Below are 26,396 nucleotides of genomic sequence, written 5' to 3' on the forward strand. Positions count from 1 at the left end.
ATGCCGACCAAGGCCGCGATTGTTGAGAAAGCCAGAAGAGCGAGTCAAGTCTCGATCGACGAGACGATTGCGCAGGACTCGACGATGCTCAGCAGCCAGCTCCAGGTGCTGTTCGAGCGGCTGTTTTCGCCCGATGCCCGCAAATCGCTGCGACGGTTCAGCAGCACCGAGGCCGCCAAGCTGCTCGGCGTCACCGACAGCTATGTTCGCCACCTCACTGCCCAGATGGAAAGCATCAATCCAGAAAAGACGGCGGCCGGCCGCCGCGTCTTCTCGCTCGAAGAAATCCATGCGATGCGCCAGCATCTGGGGCGTACTAAACCTTCCTATCTGCCGACGCGCCGGGTGGGCGACCATCTCCAGGTCATCGCCGTTACCAATTTTAAAGGCGGATCCGGCAAGACGACAACGTCAATCCATCTGGCGCAGTTCCTGGCACTGCGCGGCTATCGTGTGCTCGCCGTCGACCTCGACCCGCAGGCGTCGATGTCGGCGATGCTCGGATATCAGCCGGAGTTCGATGTCGGTGAAGACGAGACACTCTACGGCGCTATCAAATATGACGAGACGCGCCGCGACGTGGCCGACATCGTCCGCCAGACCTATTTCCCCGGCCTCGATCTCATTCCGGGTAATCTCGAACTGCACGAGTTCGAGCATGATACCCCGAAGGCGCTGGCCGACAGCAATCGCGACGACAAGGACATGTTCTTCATGCGGGTCGGCAATGCGCTGCATTCGCTGGAGCAGAGCTACGACGTCGTCATCATCGATTGCCCCCCTACCCTCGGCTTTCTGACGCTGTCTGCTCTCTGCGCTGCGACTGCCGTGCTGATCACCGTGCATCCACAGATGCTCGACGTGGCGTCGATGAACCAGTTCCTGACGATGACCTCCGATCTTCTGGCCGTCGTCAAGCAGGCAGGCGGCAATCTCGAATATGACTGGATGCGCTACCTGATCACCCGTTATGAGTCCAATGACGGTCCGCAGGCGCAGATTGTCGCCTTCCTGCGCAGTTTGTTCGGCGAGCGCGTGCTGACCTCGATGATGGTGAAGTCAACGGCGGTTTCGGATGCAGGCCTGTCCAAGCAGACGATCTACGAGGCGGGCCGCGAGACGATGCATCGCCAGACCTATGACCGCGGCGTCGAATCCGTCGACAGCGTCAATGCCGAGGTCGAGCAACTCATCCGCAGTGCATGGAGCAGGACATGAGCCCCAAAGGTCGCGATATCCTGAAGAGCATGGTCGGCGCCGTCGAGCCGGCACGACCGGAGGCGCCAAGCGCGCCGCCGCCGCATCGGCCATCGGGCGCGGTCAAGGCGATGAACCTGTCGCTTGGCCGGCTGGGTGAGGAAGCCGCGGCCGCCAAGGCCCTGCGTGAGTCCCTCGCCTCTGGCGACAAAGTGCTGGAGATCGATCCGGCTGTCGTCGAAATGTCCTTTATCCGCGACCGCATCCCGGTCGACAAGGATCCTGAGTTCGAGCGATTGAAGCAGTCGATCCAGGAAAGCGGACAGCAGGTTCCGATCCTTGTGCGTCCGGACCCGGTAAAGGCCGGGCATTACCAGGCCGCCTATGGCCACCGGCGCTTGCGTGCGGCCGCGGAGATCGGCGTTCCCGTCAAGGCCGTGGTGCGCAAGCTCACGGATGAAGAGCTGATCCTCGCGCAGGGCCAGGAGAACGGGCCGCGTGTCGACCTGAGCTTCATCGAACGGGCTCTGTTTGCGCGACGCATGGATGAACATGGCTTCAGTCGCGACATGATTGCTCAGGCGCTGGCGACGGATAAACCGGAAACGTCACGGCTGCTGCAGGTGGCGCAGACGATCGATCCGGAGATCATTCTTGCCATCGGACCGGCGCCGAAGGTGGGACGCCCCCGCTGGTTGGCCTTTGCCGATAAATTCAGAGAGGCGGGCGGGCGGAAGAAGGCGCAGGCGGCAATCGCTGCCGCTGCTTTCCCAACACTGGAGAGCAATAGCCGCTTCGATGTCATCTGGAAGGCACTGGAGGAGAAGGGCTCGCCGCAGCGGGTCGAGCAGACGCTTCGGACGCAAGGCGGCGGGACGCTTGCTTCGGTGAGCCGCTCGGGAAAAACCTTTCGCATCACCGTCAAATCGGCGGCATTTTCGGAATTCCTGGCTCGGCGGCTGGCGGGCCTCGCCGCCGAATTCGAAGAGGAAAATGAGGGAAAATGAACCAGTTAGACTGATTGTCAGCTGACAATTGAACAGGAGATAACGCGCAAAAGAAAAAAGCCCCCGAACGTCACCGTCACGGAAGCTTTCCTCGTAGTCTTGAACACCTCCGAGAATCGCACTTCCGAGAATCGCTGTCAAGAGTTTTTGGCGCCGTTCAGGCGAGCGGATTTCTTTTGCCTCATTGAGGTGGAAGAGATGGAAACCGGAAGTATAACGACGCCCTTCGGGCGGCGGTCGATGACGCTTGGAATGCTCGCAAACCAGGTCATGGCAGGTGAGATCAAGCCTGATCAGTCGGTGGATAAATGGAAATTGTTTCGCGCGCTGTGCGAAGCAAAGCCGCTGCTCGGCATCACCGATCGCGCACTGGCGGTGCTCAATGCTTTGTTGAGCTTTTATCCGAAGAACGAACTGGCCCAGGAAAACGGCTTGATCGTCTTCCCCTCGAATATCCAGCTGTCCCTCCGAACACATGGCATGGCCGAACAGACCGTGCGGCGCCATCTTGCCGCACTTGTCGAGGCGGGGCTTCTGTTGCGCAAGGACAGTCCTAATGGCAAGCGCTATGTCCGCAGGGACAGGGCAGGGGAGGTCAACGAGGCCTTCGGCTTCTCGCTGGCGCCGCTGCTTGCTCGCGCCGAGGAGATCGAGCAGCTCGCCGCCGAGGTAATGGCCGAGCGCTTGCATGTCCAGCGCCTGCGCGAACGCATGACTCTTTGCCGCCGTGATATCGCAAAGCTGATCGAAGCGGCTGTCGACGAAGACGTTCAGGGGGATTGGCAGGGGCTATATCGGGAATTTCGGGACCTGGTCGAAGGCCTGCCGAGGTCGCCGACGACAGCGCAGCTCGAGCAGTTGCTCGATGAATTGACAGCGCTTCGGGCAGATATCCTTAACCGGTTGGAGACTCGGATTAAATCCACGAAACAAAGCGGCAATGCCTGTCATATCGAGCGTCACATACAGAATTCAAACCCCGAATCCACCTTTGAATTTGAACCAAGCTTCGAAACGAAGCAGGGCGCAATGCCGGAGCAAGACGACGGGCGTGGGGCCGTGATGTTGGAAAGGGGGAGGGATGCGACGACCCATCCGATCGGACAGGAGGAGCGGCAAAGTCGACGGGAGGGCGGCGGCGATGACTCCGGCGGCCTGAAATCCTTCCCGCTTGGCCTGGTTCTGCAGGCCTGCCCGGAAATCCTGGCCTACGGGCCGGGTGGCGTGATCCGCAATTGGCGCGACCTGATGAGCGCCGCCGTCACGGTTCGGTCAATGCTCGGCGTCAGCCCGTCAGCCTATGAGGAGGCGGCAAGTGTGATGGGGGCGGAAAACGCCGCGACCGTGATGGCATGCATCCTGGAACGCGGGGGCCACATCAATTCAGCCGGCGGATATCTTCGCGACCTGACGCGGCGAAGCGAAAAGGGAGAATTCGCGATCGGTTCGATGCTGATGGCGCTCCTGCGGGCGAATGCGCCAGCCGGCCGAAAGGCTGGATAGGTGTTAGGCGGTCGAGTGGACGCCGGCGAGTCTGTCGAAACGGGGGAGGGATGGTGTGCTGGATTTCAGCGGATAAGTCTTCGCTCGAGGAAGGCCTGCATGTCGCGGCGTTCGTCCACCACGCAATAGACGGCGACTTCGGTGCCGATGATGCGATAGATCATACGCCAGGGTCTATGGTGCAGTTCCCGGTATTCGGAGATACCGATGCTGACCAGTTCATTTGGGATATTTCCGCGGGCGGGGAATTCTTCGAGACCGGCACAGGCGTTCTCGATTTCCAGGATGTGTTCCGCCATTTCCGTGCCGTCGCGACCGGCGATGAAACGATGGAGTTCCTCGACTTCAGGACTGGCTGGCGGCCAGACGCTTGCGAATGTGCGCGAAGGATTCCGCAGCGGGGCGCGTCTTGCCTTCCTCGACTTGCCGATTGGTGAGCGCCAGCACCTTCAGGAGCGCCATGGTCTCCTGCGTTTCTTCATACTGGCCGACATCCTGAAGGATCGCTTTCGCCTCGCCATGAAGGCTAATGACGACATGGCTGCGGGTTGTCCTTCAGCGTCCGGATGATTTCGGGCGCATGCGCCTTGAGTAGCTGATCGGCTTGACCTGTTCTGACAGCTTCAGGCGGTTCTCCCTTTCGACCAGAAATCATTAAGTAGTCAAGCGGAAGAGTTCCGGCCAGTCACTCGAACATGCGACCTGGCCGTTCAGGCGCGCCTGCTTTTTTCCACTCAGTGGCTCTGAAAGAGAATGTCATTTCTTATAATGAACGTTGTCTACTGATTTTATAGATTAAGTTTTGCAACCATTGAGTGGATCGGCGCGTCATGACCTACGTCCTCAGCCTTCTCGACAAAAGCCCGATCGAACAGGGCCTTTCCGCTGCCGATGCGCTGAGGGCGACGGTAAAGATTGCAGCCCGCGCCGAGGAACTTGGTTATCACCGTTTCTGGGTCGCTGAACACCACAACATGTCTAATCTGGCGAGCTCCGCGCCGGAGGCGCTGATCGCCTATCTTCTTGCTAGGACCTCGAAGATCCGCGTTGGCTCCGGCGGGGTCATGCTGCAGCATTACAGCGCCTACAAGGTTGCCGAGACCTTCAATCTATTGGCCTCGCTTGCGCCTGGTCGAGTCGATCTTGGCGTCGGCAAGGCGCCGGGGGGCTTTCCGCTATCGACACGGGCCCTGCAGCTAGCTGTCGATCCGTCCAGGAAGCCGGAATTTGCGAGCCAGCTTTCCGACCTCAATACCTATCTCGCCGCAGATCCCAATAGCGACGGCGCGCAGGCGACCCCTTTGCCGCCGATGGCTCCTGAACGTTTCCTGCTCGGCGCTAGCGTCGAGAGCGCGAGACTCGCAGCGGAGAAGGGCTGGGAACTCGTCTTCGCCGGCCACCTGAACGGTGATCCTGACAATCTCAACAAGACGTTCGAGGCCTATGAGCAGGCATCCGGCGGTAAGCGCCCGATCCTCGCGCTCGCAGCCTTTGCCGCCGAAAGCGAGGAATATGCCCGTGAGCGCGTCGGCAATCTGCGCATCGTCAAGGTGTTCCTGCCGAACGGCCAGACCGTCAATGTTGGCAGTGAAGAGCAGGCGGCCGAATTTGCCCGTCAGGCCGGCGTCACCGATTACCGTATCGAGGAGAAGGTGCCGAGCGTGCTCCACGGCACGGCAAAGCAGATCCGCGGGGAGCTGGATGAGCTTCACCGCCGCTACGGCGTCAAGGAGTTCGTGCTCGACACGCCGGCGCTTTCAACCGCCGACCGCCTTGCCTCCATCGAGCTGCTCGCCGCTGAGCGGCTTTCCCTCGTCGCCTGACCCGTTCCAAGGAGGATCGATCCCATGGTTCAAAAACACGTCACGTTCGGCATTATGCTGCAGGGGCCTGGCGGCCATATGAATGCCTGGAAACATCCGAGCGTCCCGGCCGATGCGAGCGTCAATTTCGACTTCTTCGTCGAGACGGCGCGCAAGGCGGAGGCAGCCGGCATCGCCTTCGCCTTCGTCGCCGACGGACTCTATATCAACGAGCAGTCGATCCCGCATTTCCTCAACCGGTTCGAGCCGATCGCCATTCTCTCGGCGTTGGCGGCTTCGACCTCGAAGATCGGCCTTGTCGGCACGGTCTCGACCTCTTACAGCGATCCCTTCACCATCGCTCGCCAGTTCGCCTCGATCGATCTCATCAGCGGCGGCAGGGCAGGGTGGAACGCGGTGACCTCGCCTCTCGAGGGTTCGGGTCGCAATTACAGCCGCGAGCATCCCGAGCATGATCTGCGCTACGAGATCGCCGAGGATTATATCGATGCGATCAAGGGCCTCTGGGATTCGTGGGACGACGACGCTTTCGTGCGCAATCGCGAGACCGGCGTGTTTGTCGACAAGACGAAGATGCACCGCCTCAATCACAAGGGCCGCTTCTTCCGCATCGAGGGGCCGCTCAACATCGGCCGTTCGAAGCAGGGTCAGCCCGTCGTCTTCCAGGCCGGTGCTTCTGATTCCGGCATCAGACTGGCCGGCAAGCATGCCGATGCCGTCTTCACCAATGGCGGGCCGTTTGAAGAGGCTCAGGCCTTCTATCGCCAGCTGAAGGACAGCGTGATTGCACATGGCCGCAGTGCTACCGAAGTCGGTGTCTATCCGGGCATCGGGCCGATCGTCGGCGCGACCGCTGATGAGGCGGAAGCCAAGTACCAGGCGATCCGCAACCTCGTTACGATCGAGGAGGCGCTTCTCTATCTCGGCCGCTTCTTCGATCACCATGATTTCAGCGTCTATCCGCTCGACGAAGAGTTCCCCGAACTCGGCGATATCGGCAGGAACAATTTCCGCGCTACCACCGATCGTATCAAAAGGACGGCGCGGGAAAAGGGGCTGACGCTCCGCCAGGTCGCGCTCGATGTAGCGACGCCGCGCACCGCCTTCATCGGCACCGCCGAGCATATCGCAGAAGAGATCATCCGCTGGGTGGATCATGGCGCCGCTGACGGCTTCATCCTGGGCTTTCCCGTCATTGCCGAGGGCTTCGACGATTTTGCCAGATACGTCCTGCCGATCCTCACCGAGCGCGGCTATTTCGATCCTGTCCTCAGGGGCGCGACGCTGCGCGACCATCTGGGCCTACCCTTCCGTGAAAGCCGCTATGCGACCGCGGCGGGGGAGTTCGAACGCGGAAAGGCAGGCGGCGCCTGAGGCGCCGGCGAATCCGCCATGAACGTCATCGCTCAGAACCCGCGCAGCAATGATCCGGTCGAGAAGGGCATCGCCCGCTATCTCGATGAGATCATCGCGCTACGCCATGATCTGCACCAATATCCCGAGCTTGCGTTCCAGGAACTGAGGACCAGCAAGCTCGTGGCTTCCCGCCTTTCCTCCTGGGGCTACGAGGTGGCGACGGGCATTGCCGGTACCGGCATCGTCGCCACCCTCAGACGTGGCGAAGGCAAGAAGCAGGTCGGCATTCGGGCCGATATGGATGCACTGCCGATCGAGGAGGCCACCGACCTTGCCTATGCCAGCAGCAATCCCGGCGTCATGCATGCCTGCGGCCATGACGGGCATACTTCGATCCTGCTTGCCGCCGCCCGCTATCTCGCCGAAAGCGGCAATTTCAGCGGCACGCTCAGGCTGATCTTCCAGCCGGCCGAGGAGATCGGCGCGGGCGCCCGCAAGATGATTTCGGAAGGGCTGTTCGAAAAATTTCCCGTCGATGCGGTCTTCGGGCTGCACAACTGGCCGGGTGTCCCAACGGGTCAGTTCGGCTTCGTCACAGGCCCCGCCATGGCGTCTGTCGACCAGGCGGTGATCAGGATCGTCGGCAAGGGCGGCCACGGCGCTGAACCTCACCGCGCCGTCGATCCGGTGCTGGCATCGGCCTCCTTCATCACTGCGCTGCAGAGCGTCGTCTCGCGCAATGTCGATCCGCAGGACATGGCGGTCGCCACCGTCGGTTCAATCCATGCGGGCTCCGCCTCGAACGTGATCCCGGAGAGCGTGGAGATGAAACTCACCATGCGGGCCTTCAGCGAGACGGTTCGCCAGCTGTTGCAGGAGCGCATTCCAGCCCTTGCCCGGGCCCAGGGCGAAAGCTTCGGCGCGGAAGCGGACGTGAATTATCGGCTGGGCTTTCCGGCGCTGGTCAACCATGCCAAGGAGACGGCATTTGCTCGCGACGTCGCCTATGACGCTCTCGGCCTTGCTGCGATCGAGAAGGATTTCCGGCCGAGAACCGCGAGCGAGGATTTCGCCTTCATGCTGCAGGCCAACCCCGGCAGCTACCTCTTCGTCGGTAATGGCGACAGCGCGCCTCTCCACAGCGCCCACTACGATTTCAACGACGCGATCATTGCGCCCGCCGCCCGCTACTGGGTCCGGCTCGCAGAAACCTTCCTCACTGAAGACAACGGGTGATGAGCGATATGAGCGATACGTTTCTCTATACGAGCCCTCTTGATCTGCGCGCCAAGCCGCTGATCGATGAACTGATCCACGAATATGACAGCCGCTACGGCACCTATTTCAATGCCGAAGGCGCCGCAGCCGAATTGAACCGGTATCCTCCTGAAGCCTTTGCGCCGCCCCACGGAAACTTCCTGCTGTTGATCCGCAACGGCGAAACCGTCGGTGGCGGCGCCTTCAAGCATTACGACGATCGCACGGCCGAGTTCAAACGCATCTGGACACGTTCGGATCTGCGCCGTCAGGGACTCGCTCGCAAGGTTCTGGTGGAGCTGGAGCTTCAGGCCGCCCGCCAAGGTTATAGCAGAATCTATCTGACGACTGGTTTCCGCCAGCCAGAGGCCGTCGGACTTTATCTGAACTATGGCTACACCGCGCTCTTCGACACGGCGGCCGATCCCGAGATCTACAAGAGCCTGCCCTTCGAGAAGGACATCACCCATCTCGCCGTGCCGGCTTTCGAAAGCGAACCGCGCCTGAAAGTGGCCGGCTGAAATCTCTGAAACGGCAAGTCAGACAATCATAAAAGGGAAATGAGAATGGCACTGACGACGGATTTTGCGGGCCTTGAGCCCGGCAGCAGGACGGCAGAACCCAGGCAGGACACTTCCCGTTACCGCATTGTCCCGGCCCGCCATCCCGAGCGGTTGGCCGGCACGATATTCGCCGCCATCGTCATCGTCTCGGTGCTTTATTCCATCTTCACCAATCCACGCTGGGGTTGGGGCGTCTTTGCCGAATGGTTTTTCGCCGAGCCCGTGCTCGTCGGCCTTGGCAGGACGCTGCTCCTGACTGCGCTCGCCGCCGTTTCGGGTTCCATCCTCGGAACGGCTCTGGCGCTCGCCCGCGTTTCAAAGTCGCCGCTGCTGTCAGGCCTTTCCTGGGGCTACATCTGGCTACTGCGCTCGATTCCTATGATCGTGCTGCTGTTGATATTGAACAATCTCGGCTATCTCTACGAAACGATCACGATCGGCGTTCCCTTCACCGACACGCTGCTGTTCGACTACCCCACCGTACAGTTGCTGACGCCCTTTGCTGCCGCTTATCTCGGCCTCACGCTCAACCAGTCGGCCTTCTTCGCCGAGATCGTTCGAGGCGGCATTTTGTCGGTGGACCAAGGGCAGCTGGAAGCCGCCGCCGCGCTTGGTCTGCCGCGCCGCCGCCAGGCCTTCCGCATCGTGCTGCCGCAAGCCATGCGCTCCATCCTGCCGACCGGCTTCAACGAGCTCATCGGTTTGGCGAAAAGCACCTCCGTGGTCTATGTGCTGGCGCTGCCCGAGCTCTTTTACACCGTCCAGGTGATCTACCGCCGCAATCTCGAAGTCATCCCGCTGCTGATGGTCGCAACCGTCTGGTATCTGATCATCATGACCGTGCTCTCGGTCGCCCAGCACTATATCGAGCGGTATTTCTCCAAGGGCGCCGTGCGCAATCCGACGCCGCTGCCCTTCGAGGCGTTCCTGGAGCGCTTCCGCCGACCGTTGCCGTCCCTTGACACCACGACCGAGAAGACCCGCAATCTCGGTTTTCATGACGCGACGGCACTGCGGACAGGCGGTGCGGTGCGCATCCACAGTATCTCCAAAAGCTTTGGTTCGCTGAAGGTCCTCGACGACGTCGAGCTCAACCTGGCGGCCGGCAGCGTGACCGCCATCCTGGGTCCTTCCGGTTCGGGAAAGTCGACCCTGCTGCGCTCCATCAACCACCTGGAGCGTGTCGACGAGGGCTTCATCTCGGTCGACGGCGATTTCGTCGGCTACAGCAGGAAAGGCGATACGCTCTATGAGCTCAAGGAAAAGGATATCCTCAAGCGCCGTGCCGATATCGGCATGGTCTTCCAGAGCTTCAACCTCTTCCCGCATCTGACCGTGCTCGAAAACTTGATCGAGGCGCCGATCCAGGTCCACGGCATCGGCCGTGAAGAAGCCGTGCAGCTGGCGCAGGAGCTTCTCGCCCGTGTCGGCCTCAGCGACAAGATCAACGCCTATCCGCGCCAACTCTCCGGCGGCCAGCAGCAGCGCGTCGCGATCGCCCGGGCACTGGCGCTCCGCCCCAAGGTGCTGCTGTTCGACGAACCGACCTCCGCGCTCGATCCCGAACTGGTCGGCGAAGTGCTCGACGTCATCAAGGAGCTGGCCCGCACTGGCACGACGCTCGTCATCGTCACCCATGAAATCGGTTTCGCCCGCGAGGTCGCCGACACCGTCGTGTTCATGGAAAGCGGCCGTATTCTTGAGGCCGGCCCGCCGGCCCGGATTTTCACCCAGGCCGAGCATCCCCGCACACGCGAGTTCCTCGCAAAGGTTCTCTAGCGCCGACAGCGCTGGCGAAGGCCGGGCTGCGACGGGCTGCTCTGGTCGAATGACAACAAGCACAATCTTAAGATGAAACGGAGAAGGGGCATGACATTTACTGATAGAGTAAAGCTTTTGATAGCAGGAGCCGTCACCATTGGTGCGATCGGTTTCGGCTCCGCTCAGGCGCAGCAGAAGTTCGATCTCAGCCCCGAACAGCCGAACCGGCTGCGGGTGGAAAAGAACGAGAAGCGCATTGCGGAAATCAAGGACTTCAAGTTCGTCGAAAACGGCGTCTTCACCGTCGGAATCAGCACGAGCGGCAATCTGCCGCTGCACGACTATGCCTCCGATTCCAAGACCGTCATCGGCTATGACGTCGATCTCGCGCAGGCGATCGCCGACAGTTTGGGCTTGAAGCTCAATCTCGTGTCCGTCGCATGGGCGGATTGGCCGCTCGGGCTCACCTCCGGCAAGTTCGACGCGGTGATATCGAACGTGACGGTCACGGAAGAGCGTAAGGAAAAGTTCGATTTCTCGACCTATCGCAAGGATGAGCTCGGTTTCTACGTCAGGGCCGATAACCCGATCACTTCGATCAAGGAGCCGAAGGATATTGCGGGGCTGAAGGTGATCACCGATGCTGGCACCAACCAGGAGAAGATCCTTCTGGAGTGGGATCGGCGGAACGTCGCGGCCGGCCTGAAGCCGATCGAGGTGCAATATTACGACGACGACGCGGTCAAGGATCTCGCCGTCCAGTCCGGCAGGGCCGACGCCGTCTTCAGCGTCAACGCGACCCAGGCCTATGCGGCGGGTATTAATGGCAAGACCAAGCTCGTCGGCACGGTCAGCGGCGGTTGGCCGATCACCGCCGAAATCGCAGTCACCACGCGCAAGGGCAGCGGCCTTGCCGCCCCGGTCACCGATGTCGTCAACGACCTGATCGCCAGCGGCGCCTACAAGAAGATCCTCGATAGCTGGAATCTCGGTCCTGAGGCAATCGACAAGGCCCAGACCAACCCACCCGGCCTGCCGAAGAGCGGTTCGTAATAGTCGGCTTACGGACCGGCATCTCGCCGGTCCGTCCCTGCCTTTCTATGCAAACGGAGACATATCGAGCGTGACGACCTTTCCAGCAATCCGTACCCTCTTCCTCACAGCGCTGACGGCAATCTTGACCGGGCTCGGCGCAGCACATGCCTCCGATGAATTCGACTTGAGCCCGCAGCAGCCGGCTAGGCTTCATGCCGCCAGGAACGATGCGGCCGTCGCGGCGATCCCGAAAGATTTCAAGTTCGTCACGCCTGGCAAATTCACCATCGCCGTCAGCCCAGGCGGGCCTCCGCTTGCCACCTATGCCACCGACGCCAAGACCGTGGTCGGGGCAGATCCCGACTATGCCTATGCCATTGCCGAGAGCCTCGGTCTGACGCTGGAGATCGTCCCCGTCGCCTGGATCGACTGGCCGCTCGGCCTCACCTCGGGCAAATACGATGCCGTCATCTCCAATGTCGGTGTGACCGAGCAGCGTAAGGAGAAGTTCGATTTCTCCACCTATCGCCAGGGCCTGCATGGCATCTTCGTGAAATCGGCCAGCCCCATTAGCTCGATCAAGGAGCCGAAGGATGCAGCCGGCCTCAGGATCATCGTCGGCGCCGGCACCAACCAGGAGCGCATTCTGGTGAAGTGGAGCGAAGAGGACGTCGCCGCCGGCCTGAAGCCGATCGAGCTGCAATATTACGACGATGAGGCGGCGAGCCTGCTTGCGCTGCGTTCCGGCCGGGCCGATGTCATCGTTCAGCCGCATGCCCAGCTCGTCTTCATTGCCGCGCGCGACAAGAACATCAAGCGCGTCGGCACGCTGAGCGCAGGCTGGCCAGATCGTTCCGATGTCGCCATCGCCACCCGCAAGGGAAGCGGGCTCGCCGATGCGCTGACCATCGCCACCAATGGCCTGATCCAGGACGGAACGTACAAACGGATACTCGAACACTGGCATCTTTCCGAGGAAGCCTTGCCCGCATCCGAGACCAATCCGCCCGGCCTGCCGAAATATTGATCAGGATGACATGACATGAGCGGCCGCGATATATCGATCAGCCATATCGGCTTCCTCACCCCCGGCAATTATCCCGACGATGATCCCTTGTCGGGATTGGAGCAGACGCTTCAGCAACTGCAATATGGCGAGGAGCTGGGCTTCGACAGCACCTGGGTCCGCCAGCGGCATCTGGAGCCGGGGATCTCGTCCGCCAGCGCATTTCTGGCGGCGGCCACACAGCGCACCAGCCGGATCGAGCTCGGGACCGCGGTCATTCCGATCGGTTATGAAAGCCCTTACCGGCTGGCCGAGGACCTGGCCACGGTCGATGTCCTCTCGCGCGGACGGCTGAACATCGGCGTCAGCGCCGGCCGGCCGCTGCACGCCGAGCTGATTGGCCCGCTGGCCTTCGATGGCGACTGGACGAGCTACGATTTCTCCCACGATCGCGTGCTGCGTTTTGCCGATAATCTGCGCGGCAGCTATCTCGGCGACGAGCAGACCTTCATCAAGACGCCCTTCGGCCCGCAGCGGCCGCGGCTGCAGCCTTTTGCCAGAGGTTTGATCGACCGCATCTGGTATGGTGGCGGGTCGCAGCGCTCGGCCCAATGGGCCGGCCGCAATGGCTTCAACCTGTTGACCGGCAACGTCATAACGGGGGAGGGGACCGACGATTTCTTCGTCGCCCAATCCAGGCTCATAGAAACCTATCGCGCCACCGGAACTGAGCGCCGCGTCGCGCTCGGCCGCGTCATCGTGCCTTTCGACAGCGCCGATGCGGCCACACGCCGCCGTTACCGCGACTATGCCGACGGCCGCCATCAGCGGACGCTCTCGCCGCAAGGCGAGCGGCGCACCTTGTTCGCCCGGGATATCATCGGCACGTCGGAGGAGATATTGGAGCGGCTATTTTCAGATCCGATTCTGTCCGAGGTTAGTGAGCTGCGGCTCGAACTTCCTTACGAGTTCGAGCACGAGCAATATCGCCAGATCCTCCACGATTTCGTGACGGCAATCGCACCCGAACTCGGATGGAAAGCGCACCCCGGAATTCGGGCCGCTTCCTGATTTGATCACCAACAATCGATGCCAGAACAATCGTTTTACGAGGAACATTCATCAGTGACCAAAACGGTAGAATACTTCTTTTCGATCGGCTCGCCCTGGTCCTACATCGGCTTCGACGCCTTTACCGAACTTGCTGCGAAGAACGACGTCGTCGTTACGCCGTATCTGACGACAGTGGTCGAAGAAAACGGCGGCATATTTTCACGCAACCGTCCGGAGATCCGACGCGCCTATTGGACGCGGGACCTCAAACGCTGGGCGCGCGTGCGGGGCAAGGCACTGCGGCTCGAGCATCGCCCGGAGCTCAGCGATCCGACGCCCGCCTCTCTCTTCGTGATTGCCGCCTATCTCGACGGGCACGATTGGATCGGTGTCGCCCGTGCTCTCCAGCATGCCTTCTGGCGCGAAGCGAAGGATATCGGCAAGCCCGACGTGCGCGAGGCGATCGTTAACGCCGCCGGTTTCGATGGCGCCGTGCTCCTCAGGCGGCAAGCTGACGACGATGTCCAGAATAAATGGTCTGCCGACCGTGTGCATGCGCGCGACAGCGGCGTCTTCGGCTTTCCGAGCTACGTCTATGATGGGGAACTCTATTGGGGACAGGACAATCTGCCCTTCCTCGAACGTCATCTCCGCGGCGATAGGCCTTAAGTTCGGACGAGCAAGATAATTTTTTCAATGACACCAACTAAGAGGAACACTCGTACCTTTAATCTATCATTTTTGTAGAGAATAATTGAGGCGACCTAAAGAGAGGAAAAGCTATGTCAGGTTTCAAACTCGTCGGCATTGCTGGCAGCTTCAACCGACCATCAAAGACACTGGCCCTTGTACGGCACGTTGCCGAACGGGCGAGCGAACGATACGACTTTACGAGCAAGACCTATGATCTCAATGATGTCGGTCCTTCTCTGGGCAGAGCCTTGTGGCGCAAGGACCTGGACGAGCAGGCCAGGCACGTCATCGACGAGATTGTGAACGCGGATGCCCTGATCATCGGTTCGCCAACCTATAAGGGTTCCTATCCCGGCCATTTCAAGCACCTCATCGACTTGATCGACCCGCACGAATTGCGGGCGAAGCCGATCATCATCACGGCGACCGGCGGCGGCGACCGGCATGCGCTGATGGTCGAGCATCAGCTTCGACCGCTCTTCGGGTTTTTCATGGCCCATACTTTGCCGACTGCCGTTTACGCCTCCGATCGCGATTTTAACAGCTACGCGGTCTCCTCGGACGCGCTTTCGAGCCGCATCGGCGAGGTGGTCGGCGAATTGGCGGCATTCTTCCCCGAGGTGAAGCCGGCTCTAGCGGCGGCCGAATAGGATCGTCGCCATGATCAGCTCTCAGAAGGCTGCGGCGGACGATGCCGAAAGATCCGGAGCGGGCGAGCAGATGTGCAGCGTCTTTGAATTCGCTCGGCGATATCGCCTCGCCAAGCGGGAAGAGAACCGGCTGCTGATGCTCTATGGGCCGACCGCGTCGCTTCGCGATCTCCTTGCCAATGCGCGACGTCATGCGCTGATTTCCTGCTGATGCAGATCGCCCAAAAGTGCGCGGGGAGTGACGACATGCGTCGATCAAAGACCTGAAGCGTGCCGCATCCGTCCGCTTTTGACGCGACGCGCATTGCAGCAATTCCGGGAAAGGTGGGAAGCGGTTGTCCGTCCCGAATTGCGTAAAAACAAAAGCTTAGAGCGGTTCTGCGCTTCTATGAAAAGCTGAACCGCCTGACCGGAGACCATCGATTCCAGACAGGAGGTTCGCATGAAGTTTGATGTCCGCTTCTGGCTGAAGCTCGCGATCGGCCGCTTTCTTGATCTGAAAACGGCAACTGCGCGGAAGTCTGAAAACGAATTGCTGATCCGCGACGAAGAACGCGACCGCTCGGCACGCGAATACGAACTTCACTATTGGGGCGCAGCGCCCGGCCTTTGGTATTGAGGAGTGGCGTGATGGCGATCGTCGTTGAGACCGGCCTCCGTCGGCATGGTACGAAAAGAGCAGCGGGAAGCCTCGTGTCGCAACTCCGGCACGCGGCCGGGATCTGCACGATCGCCGGCTCTTTCACATTTCTGTTTGCCCTGGTGATCGGGCTGATTCGATGAGCGATGTGCTTATTCTTCCCGGGCTGTTCGGTTCGGGAGAAGGACATTGGCAGCAGCACTGGCTGCAGGACCAGCCGGGCAGTCGATGCGTCAATCAGGATGACTGGGATCATCCGAACCTTGAGCGCTGGCTACATCGACTGGAATGCGCGCTCGAAGAGGCCGGTGAGGCCTATCTGGTCGCCCACAGTCTCGGATGCCTGCTGGCCGCCCGGCTCGCCGGACGCATCGCTGCACGTCACGTGAAAGCGGCGTTGCTGGTCGCGCCATGCGACCTGCCGGCCACGGAAATTCTGCATCCCGGGCGGATTTCGTTTGGCGAGATGCCGACGGCGCCCCTGCCTTTTCCAGCCGTCGTGATTGGCAGCATGAACGATGCTTATATGACGGTCGACCGGTTGACCCTGTTTGGCCGCCTGTGGAATGCCGAGACCAGGAATATCGGCCTTGCCGGGCATATCAATGTTTCCAGCGGCTTCGGCCGCTGGCGCAATGGCTACCGGCTGCTGGAGACATTGAAGACGCAGACGCGTGGTCGACGGCATATCGTTTCGATGTCACCGGCTTTTGCGATTTGAATGGAGCCGGAATGTCCGACATTGTCGCCGACCTCCTGCGCCTGAGCGAAGATCCGAATGCAGATCCGAGAACCCGGCGCCGGAAAACCATGGAACGGTTGGTGCAGACACTGCTTGCCATGGCCGATGCCGACATCGGCTCGGAAGATCCGCAGCATCGCCATTCGATTATCCATTTGACGACGATCATCCGTGACATGACGGGAAGGATCGCAGAGGCCGACGATGCGACATTTTCAGCGATCGTGAGGCAGGCCGCGATGCTGATACGCAGCTTGCAGCGACGCCAGGCCGATGCGGCCAGATTTAAGGTGCATTGACACGTGATGGATATCGGCAAGCATGAGCAGGGGACCGTGCGGGCAAGCGCAGTTTTGCTGCCCGGCAGAATGGCTCTGACGGACGAGCTGGTGTCGCTCAGCCTTCGCCCCGAGATCGATGTCGGTCCCGAGCCGCATCGGAAGCCGCTCACCGACGCAGAGTTGGAGGTGCTTGCGAAGCGGCTCTTCCATGAGTCGACCGGCGCCCCGCTTTGGGTTTTCGCCTACGGATCATTGATATGGAAGCCGGATTTTGACGCCGTTGAGGCGCGGCATGGTGCAACACGGGGGTGGCATCGCTCCTTCTGCCTGGAGATGACCCGCTGGCGGGCAACGCAAGCCCAGCCGGGCCTGATGATGGCGCTTGATCGAGGCGGGCGCTGCAATGGCGTCGTCTTCAGGCTCTCCGATGACGATCGCCTCGGCCAGCTTCGGCGCCTGATCCGCCGCGAGGTCGGTACGATCGAAGACGCTGCGACGGTGCGTTGGATTCCGGTCGCGACCGCGCATGGGCTCGTCCGCGCGCTGGTCTTCTGGGCTGGCCCGACGGGCGATGGTGTTTCCCGCAAATTGCCGCTGGAGACGGTGGCGCAGGTGCTGGCGAGAGCCTGCGGACACGTAGGCTCCTGCGCCGAATATCTGTATCTGACAGTGAAGCATTTGGAGGAACGCGGCATTCGGGACCGCAATTTATGGCGGCTTCAGCAGCTGGTCGCAGCTGAACTCGTCGCTATACACGGCTTGAACGGGGCGGCAGGCAGTCATTGAATATGGTTGCCTGCCGCCACTCGGTCAGAGCTTGCCCTTCCAGGGCACGAGGAACGTCTCGAGGAAGCGGACGGCGAGCGAGAATGTGAAGGCGCAGATCGCGATGATGGCAATGCCGACAAAGACGACGTCGGTCGCCAGGAATTGTGAAGCCGACATGATCATGAAGCCGATCCCGCGGGTGGAGGCGATCAGCTCGGCCGCAACCAGCGTGCTCCAGCCGACGCCGAGTGCAATACGGATGCCGGTGAGGATCTCGGGCAGGGCCGACGGCAGGACGATATAGAGGAAGAGCTGCAGCCGGCTTGCACCGAGCGAACGGGCGGCATTGACGCGCTCGATCGGCAGTGAACGAACGCCGGCCTGGGCCGACAGGCAGATCGGCGCGAACATCGCAAGCACGAGGAGGGTGATCTTCGACGTCTCGCCGATACCGAGCCAGATGATCATCAGCGGTAGGTAGGAGAGGGGTGGAAGCGGCCAGTAGAACTCGATCGGCGCGTCGAACACGCCTTTCGCCCAGCGGTTCAGGCCCATCAGCAATCCGAGCGGAATGCCGGCGGAGATGGCGATGAGGGCGGCGGCCACGATGCGAAACAGGCTTGCAGAGACATGCTCGGAGAGTGATGCCCCGGCATAGCCGTCGTGATAGATGACGCCGATCTGCGTCAGCACCTCGTCCGGGCGCGGCAGAAACAGGTGCGGAACGACGCCAAGCGCGGCGACGAACCACCACAGCAGCAATATGGCGAGTGCCGTGGCGACGCTGATGGCCACCGTCGATTTCTCGGCGGCGCCGAAGCCGGCCATTTTCACCAGCTTGACCTGGCGATCCTCGGTGTGAGCCGTAATAGGCGGAGCCTGTGTTATATCGCTCATGCGACGCTCCTCAAATCTTCGGTGCTGTGGAGAATGGCGCGTATCTGCTCGCGCACCTCGGCAAATTCTGGCGAGGCCTTGATCGAGCGGGCATCTCCTGTTTCGGCAAAGCGTGTGACGAAGTCGAGGTCGAAGCGGGCGACGACGCGCCCGGGCCGAGGCGACATGACGAGCACCTGCGTGCCGAGGAACAGGGCCTCTTCGATCGAATGGGTGATGAAGAAAACTTTCTTCGCCGTCTTGTTCCAGACGGAAACCAACAATTCCTGCATCTGCTCGCGCGTCAGGCTGTCGAGCGCGCCGAACGGTTCGTCCATCAGCAGGATGTCGGGATTGGTCGCAAGCGCCCGTGCGATGCCGACGCGCTGACGCATGCCGCCCGACAATTCGTAGGGGAAGGCGCCGGCGAACTCGTCGAGACCCACGAGCCGGAGCAGTTGGAGCGCCTGCGCTTGCCGTTCGTTCCGGCCTACGCCGGCGAATTTCAGCCCGAGCGCGACGTTATCGATGACCGACTTCCAAGGCAGCAGCGAGTCCTTCTGGAACACGACGCCGCGGTCAGCACCCGGACGTTCGACGCTGCGGCCATCGAGCGTGATCCGGCCATCCGAAAGCGGAAGAAAACCGGCAATCGCGTTAAGAAGGGTCGACTTACCGCAGCCCGAGGCGCCGAGTGCGACGACGAAACCGCGTTCGGGAATATCGAAAGACACGCGATCAAGCGCGTGAACGGTCCGCCCGTCGCGGGCTGCGAAGAAAACGCTGGCGTGGTCGACTTTCAGCATAGGGAACTCGTATGTTAGACGCCGGCGCAGCAAGCCGCGCCGGCGTCGGGGAGGATCAGTTGCTGACGCCGGCGAGCGCGTCCGCGGTGACGAAGCTTCCGTAATTGTCCAGCACGCCGGACACCTTGCCCTGCTCCTTCAGGAAGGAGGCCGTGTCCTTGAGGATCTTGCCGGCGCCCGCCTTTTCGCCGCCGCCGAGCCAGGCGTCCGATACCTGGACTTCGGGGGTGAGCAGCGTCAGGTTCTTCAGAGCCGAAGCCTGCTGCTCGGGCGTTCCGCCGAGAAGCTTGGCGAGCGACTTGGCGTTGTCGCTCTCGGGACCCCAGGCGCCTTTGTCCGCCGCGAAGGATGCGTAGTATTTGGTGACGACCGAGGCGAAGCCCTTCAGGAATTCCGGATTGTCGGCGGCGAACTTCGAGGTCGCGACCCAGGCCGAGAAGGTCGGCGCGCCCCTGTCCGCCACATCCTTGGAGGTGACGAGGACCTTGCCGTTCTTTTTCAGTTCGGAGAGCGCCGGATCCCAGACGAAACCGCCGTCGATGTCGCCGCGGTTAAAGCTCGCGACGATTTCCGGCTGGGGGATTGCGAAGACCTGGACGTCCTTTTCGGTCAGGCCCAGCGACTTGATCAGCGCCAGAAGCTGATAGTGGTCCGTCGACACGGGCGCGGCGGCGAGCTTCTTGCCCTTCAGATCGTTCAGGCTTTCGATGCCGGAGCCGTTGCGGACGACGAGCGCTTCGTCGATGCCTGAGATCGACGCGAGATAGAAGGCCTTGACCTCGAGCCCGCGCGATACTGCCGCGGCAAACGGGCTGGAGCCGACATAGCCGACCTGGACATCGCCGGAGGCGATGGCCGCAAAGATCTCGGCGCCCGAATTGAACCTGCGGAAGTCGATCTCATATCCCGTCGTCTTGGCAAATTCGCCATTGGCGATCGCGACCGAAGATGGCAGCGCGTCGGTTTGATAGCCGACGACGACCTTTTTGTCCGCCGCCTCGGCGATGAAAGCCGTTGCAAGTGTTCCGACGCCGACGGCAATCGCGGCAATCAAATTTCTGAAATTCATCTTGAGCCCCTTTGTTCAGGGCCACACCGGCCCTTGATCTCACCCTCAAAAGCGTAACGGGTGAGAACGGGCTAGCGGGAGAAATAACAAACTATATTTATAGACAATGGAGATATTTGTTTTCGCGATTCTGCCGCTGGCGCGGCCCCGGCGACGGAGCGAGCGGCAGGTGCCAAGGTGTGGACCGTCAGGGAGAATGCATTGATATACGATGTTATCGTGGTCGGTTCCGGTTTTTCGGCGATAGCCGTAACCTGCAATCTCATCCAGCAGCTTCCAGCTTCGGCGACGGTTGCCGTCGTTGGCGACGATCCCGGCTTCGGCCGCGGGACGGCGTACCGGACGGAACTCTATCTTCATCGTCTCAACGTGCCCGCGGGCCGGATGAGCCTGATGCCGCATCAGCCCGACGACTTTATCGACTGGTTGAAAAATCGCGGGCGGCGGCTGCATGCCGGTGATTTCGCCTCGCGCAGCGATTACGGCCTGTATGTCAGGGATACACTCGCGCGACTGCTTCGAAGGCGGGACGGCCGCTGTCGGGTTGATTTCATCCGGGCCAAAGCGGCGGGATGCGTGGAACGTTACAACAGCACTTTGGCCTTCCATCTCGGCAATGGCGACGAGATTGCCGGAAAGAACGTGGTGCTCTGCCTCGGCGTCGGCAACGCCACTCTGCCGATCGATCCGGCTGGCGTGCCGCTGTCGGTCCGATCGCGGATCGTCGAGAACCCGTGGCGGCTCTCCTGGCTGAGACGCGTCGCATCCCCCGATACGGTTTGCATCCTCGGCTCCGGCCTGACGATGATCGATCAGGTTCTTGCCCTGCGCGCTCACGGCCATAGAGGCAGGATCGACGTGCTTTCGCGCCGCGGGCTTGCGCCGCTCGGGCATGCGAGAAATTCTCCCTCACCTCTGCGGATCGATGTCGAGGCGCTTCCCAGTACGATCAGCGGCATATTGAAGTGCTTGCGGGAAAAGGGCAGGTCGGTCGACGACTGGCGGAGCGTGATGGATGGCCTGAGGTCTCAAACGCAGGCTCTTTGGCAACGGCTTTCGAGCAAGGAGCAGGCCCGCTTCCTCAGGCATGCGCTTCCCTGGTGGAACATCCACCGTCACCGCGTCGCGCCTGACGTGTTCGACAGGTTCGACCAACTTGTCTCGGAAGGAACTGTTTGCTTCCATGCCGGCTTCCTGAAATCGCTCGAGGCCGAGGAGGACAGGCTGGTTGCCGGATACAGGGTCAGAGCGGCACGCGATCTCGCCGCAATCAAGGCGGATTGGCTGATCAACTGCACGGGAATGGAGCGCGCCGGCATCAGCCATTCACCGCTTTTGCAGGAAATGAGCCGGTCTCAGCTGATCGCCGCCGATCCTCTCGGCCTCGGCATTCAGGTGAATGCTGCTTCCGAGGTTATAGGGTCATCCCGGATCTCGCCTGTCCGGCTGTTTGCGGTGGGCGCCTTGACGGCGGGACAATTCTGGGAAATTACCGCCGTCCCCGACATTCGGGTGCAAGCCAAGGCCGTGGTCGAAGAGATCGTCGCGCAGCGGCGGCCGGCGGCCGAGTCATAGACCGGCTATCCCCAGGGTCACTCGGTGCTGTTGAATTGCCGGCCGCCGCCAGCTACAGTGCGTGGTACGCCATAATACGATTTTCGAACCTGGCTGCCGCGAGATCTTGAGCGTGCGAAGCCGGTCCAACTCTGAGGTGCAGAATGAGCGGTGCTTTCAAGGACGCAGCAATCAGGGTCGAGCGTCCTGCGAAGACATTGCGGGAGCTGGCACTCGACAAGGTCCGCGAAGCCATCGTGAACGGGTATTTTCGCCCCGGCGACCGCCTTGTCGAACGTGACCTCTGCGCCCAGCTCGGCGTCAGCCGCACGGTGGTACGCGAGGTTCTGAGGCACCTGGAATCGGAAGGGCTCGTCGCCAATCTGCCGAACAAGGGACCGATCGTCGCGCAGCTCGACATCGAGGAAGCCAAGCAGATCTATGAGATCCGCGGCGCTCTCGAGGGCATGGCGGCGCGGCTCTGCGCGGAACGCAGCAGTCCCAAAATCGTAGCCGCGCTGGAGGAAGCCCTTGCCGGGATCCGCAACAGTTATCGCGACAACGATATGGCAGCAGTGCTGACCAACACCTCTTCCTTCTACCAAACGCTGTTCACGATGGTCGACAGGCACGTCGCCTGGGGTGTCGTCAATCTCCTCACCGTGCGCATAAACCACCTGCGCTCGATGACTATCAAGACGGAGAGGCGCGGCATCGAAGGGCCAGCGCAGATGTCCAAGATCGTCGACGCCATCCGTCGCGGCGACGGCGAGGGCGCTTACCGGGCGGCGATGGATCATGTCGCTGCCGCGAGCGCGATTGCCGAAGCGGTGCTGTCGGCTAAGAAGTCCGCCGAGTAACACCGGGCAACCGCGGCAGCTTCCAATGCAAGCGGGCGAAGCCATTCGCACCATCTTCTATCATCATACGTGGTTACGATGCCGGAGAGTCTACTCTTGACACCCAGTTTGTCCGATGTGATGGTATGCCATAATCAATAATATCCAAGTTGACATGGATTGGCTTGAATCCTTCTGCCTTGCAGCCTCCCTGCGAGCCCGTGGGCCGCCGTGCGCACGGGCTGTGTCAGCTGACAACAATGGACAGCAACGAAGAGACTATCGGGACTAAACGACCTTATTGCGCCCCGAGCAAATGCCTTCGTGGCCCATGCGGACAAGGCTGGCGAAGCGGTCATCTATTGTTTTTCTGGCGAATATCCTGAACGGCGCTGGGCTCTGTCGACGCCGCGCCTGCAACGAACTTGACAGTCAGATAATATGGTATACCATAATACCCATTAACGAGATTGAGGTGTTCAGGTGGCCATTCAAATTCGCAAGACGGGACTGCTGATCGAAACGACGCTAATCGAAGGCGGCAAGGCCGCGGCCGTGCCGCTGAAGCTGTTCTCCGCCTACGCTGTCGTGAAAAACCCCTGGGCAGGGCAGGGCTTCGTCGAAGACCTTAAGCCCGAAATACATGCGGGTGCGCCGGTGCTTGGCGAATTGCTCACCAAGATGATCATTGATGCCGTCGGCTCGGGCGAGGCTGTCGAAGCCTATGGAAAGTCGGCCGTCGTCGGCCTGGATGGCGAAATCGAACATGCGTCCGCGCTCATCCACACGCTGCGCTTCGGCAACTTCTATCGCCAGGCCGTCGGCGCCAAGTCCTATCTTGCTTTCTGTAATACCCGAGGCCCTGCCAATGCGCCGATCATGATCCCGCTGATGGACAAGAATGATGAAGGCCGCCGCTCGCACTATCTGACCATTCAGACCTCGATCCCCGACGCGCCTGCTGCCGACGAGATCGTCGTGGCGCTCGGCGCTTCGATCGGCGGACGTCCGCACCACCGCATTGGCGACCGCTACCAGGATCTGAAAGACCTGGGGCAGGACGTCGCCAATCCTGCGGGCGTTTGAGGGAGCGCGTCTCAGATGCTGACAGCCGGATCGACCAAGGGCACCGCTGCAGCAACGAGCGTCGCCGGTGCCTTGCCCCGAAGGAAGACGGCAAGCGGAACGGCCTATCACGAGGCCGGCAGCGGTGAACCGCTGGTTCTGATCCATGGCGTCGGCATGCGGCTCGAGGCCTGGGCTCCGCAGATCGCCTTTCTGTCGGCCGGTCATCGCGTCATCGCTGTCGATATGCCGGGACACGGCGAGAGCGCGAAGCTGCCGGCGGGCAGCCGCCTTGAGGAGTTCGTCGCCTGGTTCGGGCGCTTTCTCGACGACATGACGATCGAAACGACGAATGTCGCCGGACATTCCATGGGGGCGCTGGTCTCCGGCGGGGCGGCGGCAACCTTCGGCGAACGGATCAGCCGTGTCGCATATCTCAACGGCGTCTACAGGCGCGACCCTGAAGCAAAGGCTGCCGTCCTTGCGCGGGCTGCCGCCATTCCGGTGACGGGCGTCGACAAGGAAGGCCCTCTGGCGCGCTGGTTCGGCGACGACCCGGACAGCCTCGTTGCGCGTGAATTGACACGGGAATGGCTGAACCTCGTCGATCCGGAAGGCTATGCCGTCGCTTACGCCGCCTTCGCCGGAGGAGACGAAACCTACGCCGATCGCTGGAAGGACGTCCGCGGCCCGGCCCTGTTCTTGACGGGTTCGGATGATCCCAACTCGACGCCACTGATGGCAACGCAGATGGCGGCGCTTGCACCCAAGGGCTGGGCCCACATCGTCGAAGGTCATCGTCACATGGTGAACCTGACCGCGCCTGATATCGTCAATTCGCTGCTCGCTGAGTGGCTGTCGTTCGGGGAGGATGAACGATGACAATCCAGACTGTCGATCCCAGGGCGTTGCGAGATGCATTCGGGGCTTTTCCCACGGGCGTGACTGTCGTCACCGCCTGCGACGGGGAGGGGAATCCGATCGGGTTCACGGCGAATTCATTCACTTCGGTCTCCCTCAACCCGCCCCTGCTCCTCGTTTGTCTTGCCAAGACCTCGCGCAATTTCGCGACCATGACCGGCGCGCAGCATTTCGCGATCAATGTGCTGTCGGAAACGCAGAAGGACGTGTCAAATACCTTCGCGCGCCCTGTTGAAGACCGATTTGCGGCGGTCGAATGGACCAAAGGGGCGGCAGGCTGCCCGGTCTTCTCGAACGTAGCAGCATGGTTCGAATGCGCCATGGAAGAGGTCATCGAGGCCGGCGACCACGTCATCCTGATGGGACGCATCGAATCCTTCGACAATAGCGGCCGCAACGGTCTCGGTTATGCCCGCGGCGGCTACTTCACGCCGACGCTCGCAAGCAAGGCGGTTTCGGCGGCAGCCGAAGGCAACATCGAACTTGCGGCCGTCGTCGAACGCCGCGGCGAGGTTCTGCTCCTCGGCGAGGAGGTGCTTTCCCTTCCAAGCATCGACGCCCATGACGGCAACCCGACCGAGGCGCTGGAAAAATACCTGGAGACATCAACCGGGCTGAACGTCAGCATCGGCTTTCTCTATTCCGTCTACGAGGGCAAGAGCGACGGCAAGCAGCACATCGTCTACCACGCCGTCGCCGGCGATGGGGAACCGGCGAGCGGCAGGTTCCTGAAACCGGACGCTTTGTCGGGTGCGCAATTCAAGACCAGTTCGACTGCCGACATCGTCACCCGTTTCGCGATGGAAAGCTCGATCGGCAATTTCGGCGTGTATTTCGGTGACGAGACCGGCGGCAAAGTTCATCCCATTCCAGCCAAGGGCGCAAAAGCATGAAGTTCTCCCTCTTCGTCCATATGGAACGGCTCGACGCCAGCCAGAGCCACAAGAGCCTCTACGACGAATTCGTCGCGCTCTGCGAGATCGCCGACCAGGGCGGCATGCATGCGATCTGGACGGGCGAGCACCATGGGATGGATTTTACTATCGCGCCCAACCCGTTCGTCACCATTGCCGATCTCGCCCGCCGCACATCCCGGGCAAGGCTTGGCACCGGGACGGTGATCGCCCCCTTCTGGCATCCGATCAAGCTTGCCGGCGAAGCTGCCATGACCGACATCATCTGCGACGGGAGGCTCGATATCGGCATTGCCCGCGGCGCCTATTCCTTCGAATATGAACGTCTGCTGCCTGGTCTCGATGCCTGGGGCGCCGGCCAGCGGATGCGCGAGCTCATCCCGGCGGTCAAGGGCATATGGAAGGGCGACTATGCCCATGACGGGGAGTTCTTCAAGTTCCCCGCGACGACCTCGGCGCCGAAGCCGCTGCAGCAGCCGCACCCGCCGATCTGGGTTGCGGCGCGCGATCCGAACTCGCATGAATTCGCCGTCGCCAACGGCTGCAACGTCCAGGTCACACCGCTCTGGCAGGGTGACGACGAGGTTCAGTCGCTGATGGACCGCTTCAACGATGCCTGCGCCAAGAATCCTGAAATCGAGCGGCCGAAGATCATGCTGCTGCGCCACACCTATGTCGGCTCGTCGGAAGAAGACGTCGCCCAGGCAGCCCATGAGCTCAGCGTTTACTACAACTATTTCTTCGCCTGGTTCAAGAATGAGAAGCCGGTCAACCAAGGCCTGATCGAGCGGATTCCGGACGAGCAGATCCGAGCGAATGCGATGCTGTCGGATCAGGTCATGCGCACCAACAATGTCGTTGGCGACGCCGAGACCGTTATCGCGAGGCTGAAGGCCTATGAAGCGCTCGGCTACGACGAATATTCCTTCTGGATCGACACCGGCATGAGTTTCGCGCGCAAGAAGGCGTCGCTCGAACGCTTCATCGCCGAGGTCATGCCGGCATTTCAGGAGTAGG

At 61.3% G+C, this 26,396-nt stretch carries 29 protein-coding genes and 1 pseudogene; 25 read left to right on the forward strand and 5 right to left on the reverse strand.

The genetic code is table 11. The features are described 5' to 3' along the window. The 3 genes from repA to repC all read left to right on the forward strand — a co-directional run bounded on the left by repA (position 1) and on the right by repC (position 3,707). Positions 1-1,218, forward strand: a complete 1,218-nt coding sequence (gene repA, locus NMA58_RS31395) for a plasmid partitioning protein RepA (RefSeq protein WP_183699892.1) — start codon at positions 1-3, stop codon at positions 1,216-1,218. After that, on the forward strand, positions 1,215-2,204 hold the full coding sequence (gene repB, locus NMA58_RS31400) for a plasmid partitioning protein RepB (protein ID WP_221112978.1): 990 nt from the start codon (positions 1,215-1,217) through the stop codon (positions 2,202-2,204). Before repA ends, repB begins: the two co-directional genes overlap by 4 nt. A gap of 198 nt (positions 2,205-2,402) precedes the next feature. Then, entirely contained in the window at positions 2,403-3,707 is a 1,305-nt protein-coding gene (gene repC, locus NMA58_RS31405) for a plasmid replication protein RepC (RefSeq protein ID WP_434715139.1), read from the forward strand. A gap of 65 nt (positions 3,708-3,772) precedes the next feature. Here repC and NMA58_RS31410 read toward each other — a convergent pair whose 3' ends face one another. Further along, the gene (locus NMA58_RS31410; RefSeq protein ID WP_434715140.1) at positions 3,773-4,006 is read right to left on the reverse strand and encodes a type II toxin-antitoxin system RelE/ParE family toxin; all 234 of its coding nucleotides are present in this window, start codon (positions 4,004-4,006) and stop codon (positions 3,773-3,775) included. Between the two features lie 46 nt (positions 4,007-4,052). Beyond that, positions 4,053-4,334 (reverse strand): annotated as a pseudogene (locus NMA58_RS31415) (type II toxin-antitoxin system Phd/YefM family antitoxin). Between the two features lie 203 nt (positions 4,335-4,537). On the opposite strand from NMA58_RS31415, the gene NMA58_RS31420 reads away from it, so the two are divergent. The 16 genes from NMA58_RS31420 (at position 4,538) to NMA58_RS31495 (ending at position 17,353) form a co-directional block, all read left to right on the forward strand. Then, a complete protein-coding gene (locus NMA58_RS31420; RefSeq protein ID WP_434715141.1) occupies positions 4,538-5,530 on the forward strand; it encodes an LLM class flavin-dependent oxidoreductase in 993 nt (330 codons plus the stop codon). Between the two features lie 24 nt (positions 5,531-5,554). Beyond that, positions 5,555-6,904, forward strand: coding sequence for an LLM class flavin-dependent oxidoreductase (locus NMA58_RS31425; RefSeq protein ID WP_434715142.1), 1,350 nt, complete (start codon positions 5,555-5,557; stop codon positions 6,902-6,904). Positions 6,905-6,922: 18 nt separating this feature from the next. Then, positions 6,923-8,122, forward strand: coding sequence for a M20 aminoacylase family protein (locus NMA58_RS31430; RefSeq protein WP_434715143.1), 1,200 nt, complete (start codon positions 6,923-6,925; stop codon positions 8,120-8,122). Then, positions 8,119-8,664, forward strand: coding sequence for a GNAT family N-acetyltransferase (locus tag NMA58_RS31435; RefSeq protein ID WP_221127266.1), 546 nt, complete (start codon positions 8,119-8,121; stop codon positions 8,662-8,664). Before NMA58_RS31430 ends, NMA58_RS31435 begins: the two co-directional genes overlap by 4 nt. A 45-nt stretch (positions 8,665-8,709) precedes the next feature. Then, complete coding sequence (locus NMA58_RS31440; RefSeq protein ID WP_434715144.1) at positions 8,710-10,485, forward strand: amino acid ABC transporter permease/ATP-binding protein; 1,776 nt, start codon at positions 8,710-8,712, stop codon at positions 10,483-10,485. Between the two features lie 90 nt (positions 10,486-10,575). Beyond that, a complete protein-coding gene (locus NMA58_RS31445) occupies positions 10,576-11,520 on the forward strand; it encodes an ABC transporter substrate-binding protein (protein ID WP_430960086.1) in 945 nt (314 codons plus the stop codon). A gap of 70 nt (positions 11,521-11,590) precedes the next feature. Continuing rightward, the gene (locus NMA58_RS31450; RefSeq protein WP_434715145.1) at positions 11,591-12,529 is read left to right on the forward strand and encodes an ABC transporter substrate-binding protein; all 939 of its coding nucleotides are present in this window, start codon (positions 11,591-11,593) and stop codon (positions 12,527-12,529) included. A 15-nt stretch (positions 12,530-12,544) separates the two neighbouring features. After that, on the forward strand, positions 12,545-13,579 hold the full coding sequence (locus NMA58_RS31455) for an LLM class flavin-dependent oxidoreductase (protein ID WP_434715146.1): 1,035 nt from the start codon (positions 12,545-12,547) through the stop codon (positions 13,577-13,579). A 54-nt stretch (positions 13,580-13,633) separates the two neighbouring features. Further along, positions 13,634-14,230: a 2-hydroxychromene-2-carboxylate isomerase gene (locus tag NMA58_RS31460; protein ID WP_434715147.1), complete on the forward strand. Its 597-nt coding sequence runs from the start codon at positions 13,634-13,636 to the stop codon at positions 14,228-14,230. A 113-nt stretch (positions 14,231-14,343) separates the two neighbouring features. Further along, positions 14,344-14,904 (forward strand): FMN reductase, encoded by a 561-nt coding sequence (gene msuE / locus NMA58_RS31465; protein ID WP_430960089.1) that lies wholly within the window; start codon positions 14,344-14,346, stop codon positions 14,902-14,904. A 10-nt stretch (positions 14,905-14,914) separates the two neighbouring features. Next, positions 14,915-15,115 carry a hypothetical protein gene (locus NMA58_RS31470; RefSeq protein ID WP_434715148.1) on the forward strand — a complete coding sequence of 67 codons (201 nt, stop codon included), beginning with the start codon at positions 14,915-14,917 and terminating at the stop codon, positions 15,113-15,115. A gap of 231 nt (positions 15,116-15,346) precedes the next feature. Then, positions 15,347-15,523 (forward strand): hypothetical protein, encoded by a 177-nt coding sequence (locus tag NMA58_RS31475; RefSeq protein WP_434715149.1) that lies wholly within the window; start codon positions 15,347-15,349, stop codon positions 15,521-15,523. An 11-nt stretch (positions 15,524-15,534) separates the two neighbouring features. Next, positions 15,535-15,687 carry a hypothetical protein gene (locus NMA58_RS31480; protein ID WP_221130028.1) on the forward strand — a complete coding sequence of 51 codons (153 nt, stop codon included), beginning with the start codon at positions 15,535-15,537 and terminating at the stop codon, positions 15,685-15,687. After that, positions 15,684-16,265 carry an RBBP9/YdeN family alpha/beta hydrolase gene (locus NMA58_RS31485; RefSeq protein WP_434715150.1) on the forward strand — a complete coding sequence of 194 codons (582 nt, stop codon included), beginning with the start codon at positions 15,684-15,686 and terminating at the stop codon, positions 16,263-16,265. Before NMA58_RS31480 ends, NMA58_RS31485 begins: the two co-directional genes overlap by 4 nt. An 11-nt stretch (positions 16,266-16,276) precedes the next feature. Continuing rightward, positions 16,277-16,585, forward strand: a complete 309-nt coding sequence (locus tag NMA58_RS31490; protein ID WP_434715151.1) for a hypothetical protein — start codon at positions 16,277-16,279, stop codon at positions 16,583-16,585. A 6-nt stretch (positions 16,586-16,591) separates the two neighbouring features. Further along, positions 16,592-17,353, forward strand: a complete 762-nt coding sequence (locus NMA58_RS31495; RefSeq protein WP_434715152.1) for a gamma-glutamylcyclotransferase — start codon at positions 16,592-16,594, stop codon at positions 17,351-17,353. A 24-nt stretch (positions 17,354-17,377) separates the two neighbouring features. On the opposite strand, the gene NMA58_RS31500 is transcribed toward NMA58_RS31495, so the two are convergent. The 3 genes from NMA58_RS31500 to tauA are packed head-to-tail and all read right to left on the reverse strand — an operon-like array spanning position 17,378 to position 20,086. After that, positions 17,378-18,232, reverse strand: coding sequence for an ABC transporter permease subunit (locus NMA58_RS31500; RefSeq protein ID WP_434715153.1), 855 nt, complete (start codon positions 18,230-18,232; stop codon positions 17,378-17,380). Next, positions 18,229-19,017, reverse strand: coding sequence for a taurine ABC transporter ATP-binding protein (locus NMA58_RS31505; protein ID WP_434715154.1), 789 nt, complete (start codon positions 19,015-19,017; stop codon positions 18,229-18,231). The genes NMA58_RS31500 and NMA58_RS31505 overlap by 4 nt, the downstream gene beginning before the upstream one ends. Before the next feature lie 55 nt (positions 19,018-19,072). Further along, complete coding sequence (tauA, locus tag NMA58_RS31510; protein ID WP_434715155.1) at positions 19,073-20,086, reverse strand: taurine ABC transporter substrate-binding protein; 1,014 nt, start codon at positions 20,084-20,086, stop codon at positions 19,073-19,075. Between the two features lie 201 nt (positions 20,087-20,287). Between tauA and NMA58_RS31515 the strand changes: the two genes are divergently transcribed. From NMA58_RS31515 to NMA58_RS31540, 6 genes are all read left to right on the forward strand, one after another. Then, positions 20,288-21,661: an FAD/NAD(P)-binding protein gene (locus NMA58_RS31515; RefSeq protein WP_434715156.1), complete on the forward strand. Its 1,374-nt coding sequence runs from the start codon at positions 20,288-20,290 to the stop codon at positions 21,659-21,661. Between the two features lie 143 nt (positions 21,662-21,804). Beyond that, on the forward strand, positions 21,805-22,500 hold the full coding sequence (locus NMA58_RS31520) for a GntR family transcriptional regulator (protein WP_221112992.1): 696 nt from the start codon (positions 21,805-21,807) through the stop codon (positions 22,498-22,500). A 462-nt stretch (positions 22,501-22,962) separates the two neighbouring features. Next, on the forward strand, positions 22,963-23,565 hold the full coding sequence (locus NMA58_RS31525; protein WP_430960097.1) for an amino acid synthesis family protein: 603 nt from the start codon (positions 22,963-22,965) through the stop codon (positions 23,563-23,565). Positions 23,566-23,580: 15 nt separating this feature from the next. Next, on the forward strand, positions 23,581-24,426 hold the full coding sequence (locus tag NMA58_RS31530) for an alpha/beta fold hydrolase (protein ID WP_434715157.1): 846 nt from the start codon (positions 23,581-23,583) through the stop codon (positions 24,424-24,426). Beyond that, positions 24,423-25,358 (forward strand): flavin reductase family protein, encoded by a 936-nt coding sequence (locus NMA58_RS31535; RefSeq protein WP_434715158.1) that lies wholly within the window; start codon positions 24,423-24,425, stop codon positions 25,356-25,358. The genes NMA58_RS31530 and NMA58_RS31535 overlap by 4 nt, the downstream gene beginning before the upstream one ends. Beyond that, complete coding sequence (locus NMA58_RS31540) at positions 25,355-26,395, forward strand: LLM class flavin-dependent oxidoreductase (RefSeq protein ID WP_434715159.1); 1,041 nt, start codon at positions 25,355-25,357, stop codon at positions 26,393-26,395. Before NMA58_RS31535 ends, NMA58_RS31540 begins: the two co-directional genes overlap by 4 nt. The last annotated feature ends 1 nt before the right edge of the window (position 26,396 follow it).

Origin of the sequence: Rhizobium sp. YTUHZ045 (assembly GCF_051124255.1) — a bacterium.
In the GTDB taxonomy this organism is placed as follows: Bacteria; Pseudomonadota; Alphaproteobacteria; order Rhizobiales; family Rhizobiaceae; genus Rhizobium.